At 67.7% G+C, this 15,007-nt stretch carries 13 protein-coding genes; 6 read left to right on the top strand and 7 right to left on the bottom strand.

What is annotated here, in order from left to right:
- The first annotated feature begins 110 nt into the window (after window positions 1-110).
- The 4 genes from ACYQ2W_RS00625 to ACYQ2W_RS00610 are packed head-to-tail and all read left to right on the top strand — an operon-like array spanning window position 111 to window position 5,138.
- A complete protein-coding gene (locus ACYQ2W_RS00625; protein WP_459862365.1) occupies window positions 111-1,106 on the top strand; it encodes a glycosyltransferase family 2 protein in 996 nt (331 codons plus the stop codon).
- Complete coding sequence (locus ACYQ2W_RS00620) at window positions 1,103-2,125, top strand: lysylphosphatidylglycerol synthase transmembrane domain-containing protein (RefSeq protein WP_459862364.1); 1,023 nt, start codon at window positions 1,103-1,105, stop codon at window positions 2,123-2,125. The genes ACYQ2W_RS00625 and ACYQ2W_RS00620 overlap by 4 nt, the downstream gene beginning before the upstream one ends.
- Window positions 2,122-3,465: an NAD(P)/FAD-dependent oxidoreductase gene (locus ACYQ2W_RS00615; protein WP_459862362.1), complete on the top strand. Its 1,344-nt coding sequence runs from the start codon at window positions 2,122-2,124 to the stop codon at window positions 3,463-3,465. Before ACYQ2W_RS00620 ends, ACYQ2W_RS00615 begins: the two co-directional genes overlap by 4 nt.
- Before the next feature lie 32 nt (window positions 3,466-3,497).
- The gene (locus ACYQ2W_RS00610; protein ID WP_459862360.1) at window positions 3,498-5,138 is read left to right on the top strand and encodes an ArnT family glycosyltransferase; all 1,641 of its coding nucleotides are present in this window, start codon (window positions 3,498-3,500) and stop codon (window positions 5,136-5,138) included.
- Window positions 5,139-5,276: 138 nt separating this feature from the next.
- Here ACYQ2W_RS00610 and ACYQ2W_RS00605 read toward each other — a convergent pair whose 3' ends face one another.
- The 3 genes from ACYQ2W_RS00605 to gnd form a co-directional block, all read right to left on the bottom strand.
- Entirely contained in the window at window positions 5,277-5,426 is a 150-nt protein-coding gene (locus ACYQ2W_RS00605) for a hypothetical protein (protein ID WP_459862358.1), read from the bottom strand.
- 97 nt (window positions 5,427-5,523) lie between these two features.
- On the bottom strand, window positions 5,524-7,035 hold the full coding sequence (zwf, locus tag ACYQ2W_RS00600; RefSeq protein WP_459862356.1) for a glucose-6-phosphate dehydrogenase: 1,512 nt from the start codon (window positions 7,033-7,035) through the stop codon (window positions 5,524-5,526).
- A gap of 3 nt (window positions 7,036-7,038) precedes the next feature.
- On the bottom strand, window positions 7,039-7,953 hold the full coding sequence (gene gnd, locus ACYQ2W_RS00595) for a phosphogluconate dehydrogenase (NAD(+)-dependent, decarboxylating) (RefSeq protein WP_459862354.1): 915 nt from the start codon (window positions 7,951-7,953) through the stop codon (window positions 7,039-7,041).
- Between the two features lie 145 nt (window positions 7,954-8,098).
- Here gnd and glgA point away from each other — a divergent pair, with 145 nt between their 5' ends.
- Together glgA and ppc are read left to right on the top strand one after the other, a co-directional pair.
- A complete protein-coding gene (gene glgA / locus ACYQ2W_RS00590) occupies window positions 8,099-9,562 on the top strand; it encodes a glycogen synthase GlgA (protein WP_459862352.1) in 1,464 nt (487 codons plus the stop codon).
- 172 nt (window positions 9,563-9,734) lie between these two features.
- On the top strand, window positions 9,735-12,530 hold the full coding sequence (gene ppc / locus ACYQ2W_RS00585; protein ID WP_459862351.1) for a phosphoenolpyruvate carboxylase: 2,796 nt from the start codon (window positions 9,735-9,737) through the stop codon (window positions 12,528-12,530).
- Window positions 12,531-12,746: 216 nt separating this feature from the next.
- On the opposite strand, the gene ACYQ2W_RS00580 is transcribed toward ppc, so the two are convergent.
- The 4 genes from ACYQ2W_RS00580 to ACYQ2W_RS00565 all read right to left on the bottom strand — a co-directional run bounded on the left by ACYQ2W_RS00580 (window position 12,747) and on the right by ACYQ2W_RS00565 (window position 14,992).
- The gene (locus ACYQ2W_RS00580) at window positions 12,747-13,076 is read right to left on the bottom strand and encodes a Dabb family protein (protein WP_459862348.1); all 330 of its coding nucleotides are present in this window, start codon (window positions 13,074-13,076) and stop codon (window positions 12,747-12,749) included.
- A gap of 319 nt (window positions 13,077-13,395) precedes the next feature.
- Window positions 13,396-13,836: a universal stress protein gene (locus ACYQ2W_RS00575; RefSeq protein ID WP_459862347.1), complete on the bottom strand. Its 441-nt coding sequence runs from the start codon at window positions 13,834-13,836 to the stop codon at window positions 13,396-13,398.
- A 359-nt stretch (window positions 13,837-14,195) separates the two neighbouring features.
- The gene (locus ACYQ2W_RS00570; RefSeq protein WP_459862345.1) at window positions 14,196-14,582 is read right to left on the bottom strand and encodes a NifB/NifX family molybdenum-iron cluster-binding protein; all 387 of its coding nucleotides are present in this window, start codon (window positions 14,580-14,582) and stop codon (window positions 14,196-14,198) included.
- The gene (locus tag ACYQ2W_RS00565) at window positions 14,579-14,992 is read right to left on the bottom strand and encodes a DUF6858 family protein (protein WP_459862343.1); all 414 of its coding nucleotides are present in this window, start codon (window positions 14,990-14,992) and stop codon (window positions 14,579-14,581) included. Before ACYQ2W_RS00565 ends, ACYQ2W_RS00570 begins: the two co-directional genes overlap by 4 nt.
- Window positions 14,993-15,007: the final 15 nt, after the last annotated feature.

Raw genomic sequence — 15,007 nt, 5'->3', positions numbered from 1 at the left:
GCAGACGCTTATGTTGAGATTCGGCGGCGACCGATCCCCCCGATCCTTGCAAACCCACCCGCTTGCGGACGCCCCGCCCCGCTCGACGGCACCGCCCGAAGTCTGCACCCGTGACCGACACCTCACCGCCTGCCACTCTGCTCTCCGTCGTCATCCCCTGCTACAACGAGGAGGCGGTCGTCCGCGAGTCCTACTCGCGAATGGTCGCCGCGTTCTCCACCTTCGACGGGGTGGAGTACGAACTGATCTTCGTCGACGACGGCAGCAGGGACGATACCGGGACGATCCTGCACGCGCTCCAGGCGGCGGACCCGCGGGTACGGGTGCTATCGTTCTCACGCAATTTCGGCCACCAGATGGCGGTGACCGCTGGCCTGGAGCACGCCGCCGGTGATGCCGTGGTGATCATCGACGCCGACCTGCAGGACCCGCCGGAGGTGATCGGCGAGATGCTCGAGCGGTGGCGCCAGGGGGTCCAGGTCGCCTATGGCCGGCGCACCGAGCGGCAGGGCGAGGCGCCTTTCAAGCGCTGGACGGCCAAGGCGTTCTACCGCCTCGTCAACCGCATCTCCGACATCCCCATCCCGTTGGACACCGGGGATTTCCGGCTGATGGACCGGCAGGCGGTGGACGCCCTGCTGGCGATGCCGGAACGCGACCGCTTCGTGCGCGGCATGGTGGCGTGGATCGGCTTCCGCCAGGAGGCGGTCCCCTACCGCCGCGAGGCGCGCTTCGCCGGCACCACCAAGTACCCGCTGTTCAAGATGCTGCGCTTCGCCACCGACGGCATCCTCTCGTTCTCCCTGGTGCCGCTGCGCCTGGCCAGCTGGATCGGTTTCCTCGCCGCCGCGCTGGCGCTGGTCGGCATCCTCTACGCCCTGTTCATGCGCCTGCTCACCGAGGTGTGGGTGCCGGGCTGGACCCTGCTGTTCATCGCCCTGCTGTTCATTGGCGGCGTCCAGTTGCTGTTCCTCGGCATCTTCGGCGAATACCTCGGCAGGATCTACGGCGAAGTCAAACGCCGCCCGCTCTACCTGGTGAAGGAGCGCCTCGGCTTTCCCCAGGACGACGGGGAGGCTCCGCCGCCGGGACGGCGTGGGCGATGAGTTTGCCGACGCGCCTCCTCCGCCCGCTGTTGGGGCTGGCGGTCACCGTGCTGTTCCTCTGGCTGTTCCTGCGCCAGTTGGACGGCGACTCGCTCGGCGCACTGTTCACGCGCCTCTCGCCGTCGATGGTGGTCGGCGCGCTGCTCTTCCTCGCCGCCGGCTACACCCTGCGCGTCGTGCGCTGGTGGTGGATGCTGCGGCTGCTCGAACCGACCGTCCCGCTGCGCGCCTGCGGCTGGCCCTTCCTGGTGAGCATCGCGCTGAACAACCTGCTGCCCTTCCGCGCCGGTGACATGGCGCGGGTGGTCGGCTTCCGGCGCCAGCTGAACGCCCCGCCGATGGGCGTGCTCGGCACCCTGGTGGTCGAGCGGCTGCTCGACCTGCTGACCCTGCTCGGGCTGTTCTTCGTCGGCCTGTGGGGCGGCGCCGGCGACGCCCTGCCCGCCGGCTTCGTCTGGATCACCTCGGCGATCGCCGCCGGCGGCATCGCCACGGTGGCCGCGCTGCTGCGCTTCTCGCCGCAGATCGAACGCCTGATCCACTGGCTGGCACACCGGCCGCTGTTTGCGGAGCGCGGCTGGTCGGCCACGCTGGTCGACCACGGCGGCCATTTTCTCCGCTCGCTGCATACCGTACGCGCCCCTGCCGTGGTGTTCCGGCTGCTCCTGGTCTCGCTGCTGATCTGGATCCTGGAGGGGGGCGTCTATCTGGCGGTCGCCCGCGATCTGGTACCGGGCGCGGCGCTCCTCGCCCCCTGGTTCTCGCTGGCCACCGGCACCCTGGCCACCCTGCTGCCGAGCTCCCCCGGCTACGTCGGCACCTTCGACTACTTCGCCATGCTCGGCATGGTCGCCTACGGGGCGGAGCGCAGCGCCGCCGCGGCCTTCGCGGTGGCGGTGCACCTGATGTTGTGGACCCCCCTCACCCTGGCGGGGCTCGCCTACTTCCTCCGCCCCGCCAACCGCACCCTGCGCCGACGGCTCTCCGGCGCCCTTACCGAAGAGGGAGGATTGAAATGAGCGATCGGCAGGGCGCACCGCGCGCGGCGATCATCGGCGGCGGCTTCTGCGGGCTCGCCGCCGCCCTCGAACTGAGCCGGCGCGGGGCGCAGGTCACCGTGTTCGAGCGCGACCCCGAGATCGGCGGCCTGGCCGGGAGTTTCCCGGTGGGCGGGGCGGCGCTGGAGAAGTTCTACCACCACTGGTTCACCAACGACCGGCACATCATGGGGCTGATCGACGAACTGGGGGCCGCAGAGGAGGTGGTGGCACGACCGACCCGCACCGGGATGTACTACGCCAACCGCTTCTACCGTCTCTCCTCGCCCCTCGACCTGTTGCGCTTCGAAGCGCTGCCTTTGATCGACCGGCTGCGCCTGGGGCTGCTCACCCTGCGTGCCCGGCGGGTCAGCGACTGGCACCGCCTGGAGTCGCTGACTGCCGCCGAGTGGCTGCGCGCGATGGGCGGCGAACGGGTCTTCGAGGTGGTGTGGGAACCGCTGCTGCGCGGCAAGTTCGGCGATTTCGCCGATGAGGTCTCGGCGGTCTGGTTCTGGAACAAGCTGAAGCTGCGCGGCGGCAGCCGGGGCAAGGGGGGCGAGGAGCGGCTCGCCTACTTCCGCGGTGGTTTCGCCGCCCTCGCCCAGCGCATCGCCGAACGGATCGAGGCCGACGGCGGGCGCATCCTCACCGCCACCGGCGTCGACGGGCTGGAGGTGGAGCAGGGACGGGTGAACGCGGTGGTCTGCGGCGGACAGCGCTTCGCGACGGACGCGGTGATCGCCACCCCGGCGCTGCCGCTCGTCGCCGACCTGCTGAATCCCCACGTCGAGCCGGACTACGCCGAGCGACTGCGACGCATCCGCTGGCTGGGCAACGTCTGCCTGGTGCTGAAGCTGGACCGCTCCCTGTCGAGCACCTATTGGCTCAACGTCAACGACCCGGACTTCCCCTTCGTCGGGGTGATCGAACACACCAACTTCGAACCCACCTCGGCCTACGGCGGCCACCACATCGTCTACCTGTCGAAGTACCTGCCGGTCACCGAGTCCCTCTACCGGATGGCCGACGACGAGCTGCTCGACTTCACCCTCCCCCACCTGCGGCGCATGTTCCCCGACTTCAAGCGGGAGTGGATCCAGGACTACCACGTGTGGCGGGCCGCCTACTCCCAGCCGGTGGTGGAGCGCCACTACAGCACATTGATCCCGCCTCGCGAGACGCCGCTGTCGAACCTCTATCTCGGCTCGATGGCCCAGATCTACCCCGAAGACCGGGGGACCAACTACGCCGTGCGCGAAGGACGACGGGTCGGCGAGGCGATGGCCACCACCCTCGGCCTGCCGTCCGCAGCGCCCTGACCCAAAAGAGCCCCGGCAAGGAGAAGCGCAGCATGACCCAACCCCACCCCCCGCTGGCGTACCGCACCCAACTGATACTGGCCTGGCTGGCAATCCTCGCGGTCTACATCCTGTTCCGTCTCAATCTTGTGGATATCCCGCTGGAACGGGACGAGGGCGCCTTCGGCTACATGGGCCAGCTATTGAACGCAGGGGGGATGCCCTACCGCGACGCCTTCGACCACAAACCTCCGCTGGTCTACCACCTCTACGCCTTCGGCCTGCAGTTCTTCCCGGCCAGCGCCCGCGGCATCCACCTCTACGGCCAGCTCTACAACCTCGCCACCGCGATGGCGCTCTTCTTCGCCGCCCGCCTCTATTTCCGCGCCACCCTGCCGGGGCTGCTCACCGCGTTCTCCTTCGCGATCTTCTCCAGCAGCCGGGCGATCCAGGGCTTCACCACCTCCACCGAGCTGTTCATGCTGCTGCCGATCGCCCTCAGCCTACTCTTCGCGGTGGCGGCGCTGCGCGCGAGCCGGCGGTCGCGGCGCTTCGGCGCCCTCCTCCTCAGCGGCCTGTTCGGCGCCGCCGCCTGCTGGACCAAGCAGCCCGCCTTCACCAGCGTGCTGGCGATCTTCCTGATGGTGACCCTGCCGCGGCTGGGCGCGAGCCCCGCCGACGAGGACACCCCCCGGGCGATCCGGCTGCGCGCCGCCCTGACCTGGCTGGCCGGCGGCATCGCCTTCAGCGCCCTGGTCATCGGCTACTACGCCTACCACGGGCTGCTCAAGGAGCTGGTCTACTGGGCGTTCCAACACAACACCGTCTACGCCGAACAGGGGCGTACACCGGGCCAGAACCTGGCCGACGTCGGCAGCCGCGTGCTGGAGATCATGAAGGGGGAAGGGGTGGTGATGCTGGCGGCCCTGCTGGGCATCGTCCAGGCCCTGCGCCGGGAGCGCAAGACCGGCCTGTTCCTCGCGGGCTTCCTGTTGCTGTCGCTGGCGGCCACCGTGCCGGGCCACAACTACTCCCACTATTTCCTGCAACTGGCCCCCGCGGTGGCGATCGCCGCCGGCTACGGCTTCACCGCCCTGCTCCGTTCGACCCGGGCCCCGCTGAGGCCGGTGGGATACGCCGCGCTCGCCGCCGCGGTGGCACTGCCGCTGGTGGTCCGCTCCGAGTACTACTTCACCGGAGACCCGACCACCCTCAGCCGCACCTACTTCGGCCTCAACCCCTTCCCGGAGTCGGAACTCATCGCCGACTACCTGGACCGCCACTCCCTGCCCACCGACACCGTCCTGGTCTTCGGCTCCGAGGCGCAGATCCCGTTCCTCGCCCAACGGCGCAGCGCCACCCGCCACATTATCTTCTATCCGCTGATGCGCTCGTTCCCGCGCCACATGGAGTTCCAGCACCAGGCGTGGGAGGACATCGAGCGCAACGCCCCGCGCTACGTGGTGGCGGTCAACGTCCCCACCTCGTTTCTCTGGGACGGACAGGCCCAGACATGGATCGCCACGCAGATCGACGGGATGCTGAAGAAGGGGTATGGACTGGCGGCGTGGATCCCCATCAGCGTGAAGCTCCAGACGATACGGGAGATCACCGCCGCCAACGCCACCGCCGAACTGGAGGCGATGAAGCACTACAAATACGCGATCCGCATCTTCCGGCGGAACGGGCCATAGCGACCCGCTGATTCGGTTTCCATACGCCGATATTCTCAACGCGAAGGGCACGAAGATAGAGGTACGAAGAACACGAAGGGAAAAGTGCTTTTCCTTCCTCCGTGTCCTTCGAGCGCTTCGTGTCTCTTTCTTGCAGGGCTAATGCCCGAGAAAAGCCGAGGGCATGCTCGCCAGACCGGGAAACAGTCCCAGAAGGCGGCGATCGAACGTCACGACGCGAGTGCCGCGCAGTTCCGCCGCGGCGATGAACAGGGTGTCGGGCAGATTGCGGATGGTAAGGGTCGGCATGGTGGACTCCGGAAACGGATGGTTGCGCCCATCCCGCGGTAGCGAAGAGCTGTGTCCGCGTACCTCTCCGGCTACGCGGCGGGAGCGGCGGATCGGATCAATCCTCGCTCCCCTCGTCCATCAGGTCGTTGCGCCAGCGCTGATCCTCCCGCTCGAACAGGCGGTTCGACTCGCGCGGCCCCCAGATGCCGGCCGGGTAGGTGTGGATGTAGTCGCGCTCCATCGACCAGATCTTGAGGATCGGATCGACCACCTTCCACGCCCAGCTCACCTCGTCGTAGCGCAGGAACAGCGAACGATCGCCGACGATCACGTCGAGCAGCAGCCCCTCGTAGGCGTCCAGGGTACGCTCGCAGGCGGTACAGTAGGCGGCATCCAGCTGGGTGGTGGTGGTGCGCAGCTCCAGCCCCGGCTGCTTCACCTGCAGCTCCATGCGCAGCACCTCGTCGGGCTGGATGCCGAGCAGCAGCCAGTTGGGCTTGATCTGCTCGATCGGCGTCTCCTGGAAGAGCTGCTGCGGCGGGCGCTTGAAGCGGATGGCGATCATCGAGTTGCCGCGCGCCATGCGTTTGCCGGTGCGCAGGTAGAACGGCACCCCGCGCCAGCGCCAGTTGTCGATGTAGAGCTTCACCGCGGCGAAGGTCTCGGTGGTGGAGCCGGCCGGCACCCCCTCCTCCTCCAGGTAGCCGGGCACCTTCTCGTGACCCACCCGGCCGCGGGTGTACTGGGCACGGAAGGCGTGGGCATGCACCGCGTTCTGCGGGATCGGGCGGATCGAGCGCAGCACCTTCACCTTCTCGTCACGCAGCGCCTCGGCATCGAGGCTCGCCGGCGGCTCCATCGCCACCAGGGTGAGCATCTGCAGCAGGTGGCTCTGGATCATGTCGCGCAGCGCGCCGGAGCCGTCGTAGTACTCGGCGCGGGTCTCGATCCCCTTCGACTCGGAGTGGGTGATCTGCACGTGGTCGATGTAGTTGCGGTTCCACAGCGGTTCCAGCATCAGGTTGGCGAAGCGGAAGACCATCACGTTCTGCACCGTCCCCTTGCCCAGGTAGTGGTCGATGCGGAACAGCTGATGCTCCTCGAAGTCCTTGTGCAGCCGCGTGTTGAGGATCTCGGCGCTCTCCAGGTCATAGCCGAAGGGCTTCTCGATCACCAGCCGGCGCCAGCCGCTCTCCTCCATCTGCAGGCCCACCTCGGCGATGTTGTGGCTCACCGCGCCGAACTCCTGGGGGCGGATCGCCAGGTAGAAGATCATGTTGTCGGGGTATTGGGCCCCTTCGGTGAGGTGGAGCTTGAGGCGGTGGAACGCCTCGCGGTCGGTCATGTCCGCCTGGAAGTAGTCGACCCGTTCGAGGAAACGGTCGAGCAGGTCGTCGCCCAGCCCGCCCTTCACCTGATCGCCGAGGATCTCGGCCACCTCGCGGCGCCAACCGGCGTCGTCCAGCTCGCGCCGGCCGATGCAGACGATCCGCGTATCGTTGGGCAGCCGCCCCGCCTCCTCCAGGTGGATCAGCGCCGGCAGCAGCTTGATCCGCGCCAGGTTGCCGGTCGCCCCGAAGATGACGAAGGTGCAGGGCTCGATGCTTTTCAGATTCGCTGTGACCATGATTCAACCGGACTTCTTGATCGCGTGCCCGCCGAAGGCGTTGCGCATGGCGGCGAGCAGGCGGTTGGTGTAGCCGCGCTCGTCCTGACTGGCGAAGCGCATCTGCAGCGCCAACGTCATCACCGGCGCGGCGATCCCCTGGTCGATCGCCTCCATCGCGGTCCAGCGCCCCTCGCCGGAGTCGGCCACGTAGGGGGCGATCGCCTCCAGCTTCTGATCCTCCTTCAGCGCCTCGGCGGTGAGATCGAGCAGCCAGCTGCGCACCACCGAGCCGTGGCGCCAGATCTCGCTCACCTCGGCCAGATCGAGATCGAACTCCTGCTTCCCTTCGAGCAGCGCCAACCCCTCGGCCAGCGACTGCATCATCCCGTATTCGATGCCGTTGTGGACCATCTTGGTGAAGTGGCCGGCGCCCACCGGGCCGACGTGGGCCCAGCCTCGATCCTCGCCCGGAGCCAGCGCGCGGATCGCCGGCTCGATGGCGGCGAAGGTCTCCGCGGTGGCCCCGACCATCATGCAGTAGCCGTTCTCCAGCCCCCACACCCCGCCCGAGGTGCCGGCGTCGGCGAAGCCGATCCCCTTCTCGGCAAGCAGTGCGCCGCGACGCTGGGAGTCGTGGTAGTTGGCGTTGCCGCCGTCGACCACCACATCTCCCGGCGCCAGCAGCTCGCCGAGACGGTTCAGGGTCTCCTCGGTGGGTGCTCCCGCCGGCAGCATCAGCCACACCACCCGCGGTGCGTCGAGGGCCGCCACCGCCGCCTCCAGGGTCGGCACCGCAGTGGCGTTGGGCTCCTCGGCGGCGAGCTTTTCGGCCGCCTCGTGGCTGCGGTTGAAGCCCACCACCTCGATCCCGGCGCGGGCCAGCCGGCGCGCCATGTTGCCGCCCATGCGGCCCAGTCCGATCATCGCCAATCTCATGAACGCTTCCCCTCGTAGCTGCGGTGAATTCGTCAAATATCCAGGGTACAGTATAGCGATCCCGATCACCCCAAAATGGCCACCAAGAACGACGACGACTCGCGTCGAGGCACATCCACCCAGTTTGCCGGAACCAGATGACACCATGAAGATCCTGTTCGCCGCCAGCGAAGCCCACCCGTTGATCAAGACCGGCGGCCTTGCCGACGTTGCCGGCAGCCTGCCGCCGGCGTTGAAAAGTGCCCGCCACGACGTCCGCCTGATCCTCCCCGCCTACCGCACCACCCTCGCCCGCGCCCTGTCGTTCAAGCTGGTGGCGGTGCTCGATGAGCTGCCCGGCAGCGACGCCCCGGTGCGCCTGTTCGCCGGGCGGCTCCCCGGCAGCAACGTCACCGCCTACCTGGTCGACGCCCCGGAGCTGTTCGACCGCGACGGCGGCCCCTACCTCGACCCGGAGGGCCTCGACTGGAGCGACAACGCCGAGCGTTTCGCGCTCTTCAACCGGGTGATCGTCGAGCTGGCCCAGGACCGCCTCGGCCTCGGCTGGCGCCCCAAGGTGGTCCACTGCAACGACTGGCAGACCGGGCTGGCACCGGCGCTGCTCTCCCTGGAGTGGCCGCGGCCGGCCACCGTCTTCACCATCCACAACCTCGCCTACCGCGGCCTCTTCCCGGCCGAGGCGCTCAAGCGCTTGGAGCTGCCGGCGGAACTGTGGTCCCTCCATGGTATGGAGTTCTTCGGCGGACTTTCGTTCATCAAGGGCGGGCTGGCCTACGCCGACTGGATCACCACGGTGAGCCCCACCTACGCCGAGGAGATCCGCACGCCGGACTTCGGCTGGGCGATGGAGGGGCTGCTAAGCGCCCGCGCCGGGCGCCTCACCGGCATCCTCAACGGCATCGACTACGAGGAGTGGGACCCGCAGAACGACCCCTTCCTGCCGGCCCACTACAGCGTCAAGGAGCCGGCCGGCAAGGCGCTGTGCAAGGCGGAACTGCAGCGCCGCTTCGAACTGCCGGAGGAGGAGGATACGCCGCTGCTCGGTCACGTCGGCCGGCTGGTGGACCAGAAGGGGATCGACCTGCTGATCCGCGCCCTGCCTCAGCTCAACCACCACCGCCTGCAGATCGTCATCCTCGGCGCCGGCGACAAGTGGTACGAGAAGACCCTGCGCGACGCCGCCGCCCGCCACCCGGAGCGGCTGGCGGTGCGCATCGGCTACGACGAGGAGCTGGCCCATCTGGTGGAGGCCGGTTCCGACATCTTCCTGATGCCCTCGCGCTTCGAGCCCTGCGGCCTCAACCAGATCTACAGCCTGCGCTACGGCGCGGTGCCGGTGGTACGCCGCACCGGCGGACTGGCCGACACCGTGGACGACGTCACCGAGGAGAGCCTGGCCGCCGACGAGGCCACCGGTTTCCTGTTCGACGAGCCCTCCTCCGACGCGCTGCACCACGCGGTGGAGCGGGCGCTGGAGCTCTACGCCGATCCCGTGCTCTGGGCACAGGTGCGCAACCGCGGCATGAAGCGCAAGTTCGACTGGGAGCACAGTGCCCAGGCGTACATTGCCCTCTATCGCCAGGCGGTGGAGTCCCTGGAGGGCGGCTGAGCACCAGAAGATTTGCCCCGCCCATCCGGGTATAATGCCGCCCACCCCGGCACCCCAGCGCGCCATTCCTGTTTTCACAGGGACCTTCCCGGACCACCCCCGCGGGGCACTCCGCCCCGCTCCCCGACCCCGACCCCATTCCGCGATCGTCCCCCAGCGAGAGAGGCTCTGTATGAGCGAGACCGTGCGCGACAAAGAGTTGACCACCCAGGTACGCCAGTTCGGCAACCTGCTCGGCAATGTGCTCCGCAACCACACCCGCAAGCGGGTGCTGGTGGTGGTGGAGCGGCTGCGCAACGGCTTCATCAAGCTGCGCAGCGAGGAGGATCCGGAGCTGCGCGCCAAGCTGATGCACATGATCGAGGCGCTCGACCCCGACACCCTGAGCGACGTGGTGCGCGCCTTCAGCATCTACTTCAGCCTGGTCAACATCGCCGAGGAGGCCTACTTCCACCGTCAGCGGCGCAACCTGGTGGCGAAGAACGGCCCGCTGTGGATCGGCTCCTACGACGACGCCCTGCGCAAGTTCAAGGGCATGGGGGTCACCCCCGGGCAGATCCAGGAACTGCTCGACCAGATCAGCTACCAGCCGGTGTTCACCGCCCACCCCACCGAGGCGAAGCGCCGCGCCATCCTCGAAGGGATGCGGCGGATCTTCGTCATCACCGAAGACCTGCGCAACCTGCGCCTCTCCCGCGAACAGAAGACGGAACTCACCCGCGCCCTGGAGACCCAGATCCAGATCCTGTGGAAGACCGACGAGGTGCGCGTCCACAAGCCGAAAGTAAGCGACGAGATCCGCAACGGCCTCTACTACTTCCGCAATTCGCTGTTCCGGGCGGTGCCCGAGTCCTACCACAACCTGGAGAAGGCGCTCTCCCGGGTCTACGGCCCCGACCACGGCATCACCGTCCCCAGCTTCATGCGCTTCGGCTCGTGGATCGGCGGCGACCGCGACGGCAACCCCTTCGTCCAGCCCGAGACCACCGAACTGGCGCTGCGCCTGCAGGGCAAGCAGATCCTCGAGGAGTACATCAAGCGGGTCTCCCTGCTCGGCCGCCAGCTCAGCTTCTCGATCTCCATGTGCACCCCCAGCGAAGCGCTGATGACCCGCCTGGAGCAGGCCGCCAGCCTCTGCTCGGAGCTCTTCGGCGACAACCCCGAGCGCTACGCCACCGAGCCCTACCGGCGCATGTTGCTGGTGATGCAGCGCCGCCTGGAGTGCAGCCTGAAGGTGGTCGATGCGCGCATCGACCAGCGGCCGATCACCGCCCCCGCCGGGGTCTACTGCGGCGAGCAGGAGTTCCTGGACGATCTGCGGATGATCCGCAACTCCCTTGAGAGCCACGGCGACGGCGCCGCCGCCGAGGGCGAGCTGCGCGACCTGATCCGGCTGGTGGAGACCTTCGGCTTCTACCTGATGCAGCTCGACGTGCGCCAGGAGTCGACCCGCCACACCGAGGCGGTGGCCGAACTCTTCTCCCGCCAGCCCGGCGCGCCGATGTACCTGGCCCTCGGCGAGGAGGAGCGGATCGCGCTGCTCGCCGAGACCATCGCCGAGCCCCGTCCCTTCGTCATCGACAAGGCGACGCTGACCCCCAACACCCGTGAGACCATCGAGGTGCTGGAGGTGATGGCGCGGATGCGCGCCGAGGTGAGCCCCGACTGCTTCGGCTCCTACGTCATCTCGATGACCCACCAGGCGAGCCACGTGATGGAGGTGATGCTCCTCGCCCGCCTCGCCGGTCTGGCCGGCCGCGGCCACCAGGGGTGGTTCTGTGACGTGCGCATCAGCCCGCTGTTCGAGACCATCGAGGACCTCGGCCACATCGAGCAGGTGATGACCCGGCTGCTCGACAACGAGACCTACGCGGCGCTGCTGGCCGCCTCCGGCAACACCCAGGAGGTGATGCTCGGCTACTCCGACTCGTGCAAGGACGGCGGCATCGTCGCCTCCACCTGGAGCCTCTACCAGGCGCAGAAGAAGATCATCCGCCTGACCGGCTCGCGCGAGGTCAAGTGCCGGCTGTTCCACGGCCGCGGCGGCACCGTCGGCCGCGGCGGCGGCCCGACCCACGACGCGATCCTCGCCCAGCCCCCGGGTACGGTCCACGGCGAGATCAAGTTCACCGAACAGGGCGAGGTGCTCTCCTACCGCTACTCCAACATCGAGACCGCGGTCTACGAGCTCTCCATGGGCTGCAGCGGCCTGATGAAGGCGAGCCTCGGCCTGATCATGGAGCCCGACCACGACCGCGACGAGCACCTCGACATCATGGCCGACCTCACCTTCCATGGCGAGAACGCCTACCGTGAGCTGACCGAGCGGACCCCCGGCTTCCTCGACTACTTCTACGAGGCCACCCCGGTGGACGCCATCGCGCTGCTCAACATCGGCTCGCGCCCCTCCCACCGCAAGAAGGCCGACCGCTCCAAGGGCTCGATCCGGGCCATCCCGTGGGTCTTCGGTTGGGCCCAGTCGCGCCACACCATCCCCGCCTGGTACGGCATCGGCACCGCCCTGGAGAAATGGCGTAGCGACAACCCGCAGCGCCTCGCCCAACTGCAGCAGATGTACGCCGAATGGCCCTTCTTCCGCGTGCTGCTGGCCAACACCCAGATGTCGCTGTTCAAGTCCGAAATGCATACCGCCGAGGAGTACGCCGCCCTGGTCGGCGACCAGGCGATGGCCCAGCCGATCTTCGCGCGCATCCGCGAGGAGAACGCACGGACCATGGGCCAGGTGTTCCAGGTGGCCGGCATCGGGGCGCTGCTCGAAGAGAACCCCTCGCTGCAGCTCTCCCTGCTGCGCCGCGAGCCCTACCTGGACCCGCTCAACCACGTCCAGATCACCCTGCTCAAGCGCTATCGCGACGAAAACCTCTCCGAGGAGGAGCGCGAGCGCTGGCTCGATCCGCTGCTGCGCACGATCAACGCGATCGCCGCCGGCATGCGCAATACGGGATAGGCTATCGCCTATCCCGTATTATTGGGGTGCAAAAGTGAAAAGGGGGAAGGCTGGCGCCTTCCCCCTTTTTCGTGTCGGCTCCAAGGGAAACGGATGGATGTGGGTAGGGTGTGCCGACGATAGGAGGCGCACCGGTTTCGGAGTGGCGCGCCTCGTACCGCGGCCCACACCTCCCGCTTCCGCATCCTTTCTTTGAACTCCGATCCTTGCTCCGCTTTACCGCCGGTCTTCGAAGTCGTAAATGACGACTCTTTCGACCAACGGCTGGAGGACCACACGTCTGGCCTGGAGGTGGATGGGGTGGGTAAGGTAGGTTTCCAACCCCCGGCGGTCGGCGAAGGAGACGTCGACCGCCACGTCGAAGCTATCGTCGACGATCTTCCGCTCGCTCGCCACCGGCTCGCCCAGCTGGACGTCGAGGACGCCGGGAATCGAACGGAAGCGCTCGGAGGCGGCCATGATCGCCTGCCGTTGGGCGGCATTGCCGGGCTCCTTGAGCCAGCACAGGACCACGTGGTGGAGCCGTGCCTGATCGGCCGGCGGCACGGAGGCGCATCCGGCCAGGAGAAGAAGGAGGAGAAAAAGAATCCCTGTTCGTAGCGTGCGCACCATCCGTCCTCATTGGGTTGGGGGAGTCGATCCACAACTCGAATGCCGGCATACGCCGGACTCCTTGCAGAGCGAGCGTCGCGATTCGGCAACTCGAGGTGAATTTCGGCACGCCAGTATAGACGCAAGCACAGCGCTCTGCCCCACACCGACCGGCCGTGAGTCACCGATGGCCGAATTGCAGGTAACGCGCTACGCAAGCGTGGGCGCCGCGCGATTGCGGCGCTTCACAACCACCCGACCGAGACACCGAGGATCAGGCGACGTGGACGACCTCCAGCGGGCCGTGGGCATGGCGGAGGACGTTGCCGGCGACCGAGCCGAACGGCTCCTTCGCCCCCTCGTGTACCCGGCTGCCGATGACGATCAGGTCGCAGTGGTGCTCGTCGGCGTAGTGGATGATCTCGTGGCCGGCGTCGGCGCAGGTGAACACCACCTCCGGCTCGGCATCGTCGCCATGCACCCGCTCGACCTGGCTCGCCAGGGCCTCGCTGGCCTTGCGCAGGCGGAACGCCTTGGGATCCACGTTCTCCGGGGCGATCCACTGGTTGGAGCAGTCCACCGGGAAGTGGTCGACGACGTGGAGCAGGGTCAGCTTCGCCCCGTTCTCGCGGGCCAGGGCCATCGCGCGGACGATCGCCCGGTCGCTGTCGGGAGTGAAATCGGTGGCGCAGAGGATGTTGCTGTAACGGGTCATGGTCAATCCCTCCGAGGATCCACGGAAGCGGGGTGGAGTGACCGCACGCGGATACGGATGACCCGCGGGAACCGGGTCACTCCACCACCACAAAGATAGTCCGGAAATTGCTCGAGGGTGCCGCCCGCGACGCCTCAATAATCGCCGCAGTGATCGTCCGCAACCCCGCTACCGCGTCCTGCTCTCGCGGGGTATGTGCCGCGTTTCACACAGGATTTCTTCTCCTTGCCGCAGTGATCGTCCGCAACCCCGCTACCGCGTCCTGCTCTCGCGGGGTACCTACATCCTGTAGGCAAAAAAAAGGGCCCGAGAGGGATGGGCCCAAAAGTCACGAGGACGTCGCGGAGAAAATCGGGAAATCAGTGTCCGCCGTGATGGTGATGGTGGTGGTGATGTTCGTGGTGCTCATCCTCCGGCGCCGGCGGCGGCAGCGGGCGGCCTTCGAGCAGCGCCTGGGCGGCGGTCAGCGGATCACTCTCGCCGGTGGTCACCACCCGCACGCCGCGGGCGCCGAGACGGTTGGCGAAGCCGGCACCACAACCGCCGGTGATCAACGCATCCACCCCGTCCAGCGGGTGGGCGCCGTGACCGTGGAACTCGTGAAAGGCCATCTCCTTCGGCAGATCGAGCCGCTCCACCTCCTGCAGCCGGCCGTCGCCACCGGGGGAGTAGATCAGGAAGCGCCGGGCACGGCCGCCATGGCCGGTGACCGTACGGAAATTTTGACTGGTGACCGCGATCTTCATGCTGCCTCCTCCGCCGCCGGCGTGGCGCGCAGTGCCCGGACCCACCCCTCCATGGCCTGATTGGCCATGGGCATCGGGGCTTCCAGGAAATTGACCACGAAGCGGTCCGCCAGTTCGGTGACGCCGATGGAGCGGGGACGCACCGCCATCACCCCCGGCGCCGGCAGCTTGGTGCCGAAGCAGAAGACGATGTTCTTGGCAGCGCGGATCTCCTCGGCGATCTCGCCGTCGGGCAACTCCCGGGTGTGGGCGTAGTGGTCGAAGACGGCAATGAAGCGGGCCACCGGATGCAGCTCGATCCGCGCCTTCAGCTCGGCAAGGATGTCGTCGACCGAGCCGCAACGGCTCTCCGACTTCTCCAGTTCCAGGGTGTAGATGGGGTATTTCTCTTGCAGCATGCTCTGTTTCATGAACAGGGACTCCAG

The organism is Endothiovibrio diazotrophicus, assembly GCF_054657215.1.
Note: the sequence above shows the minus strand (reverse complement) of the source record. Positions and strands in the feature narration are given on the sequence as shown.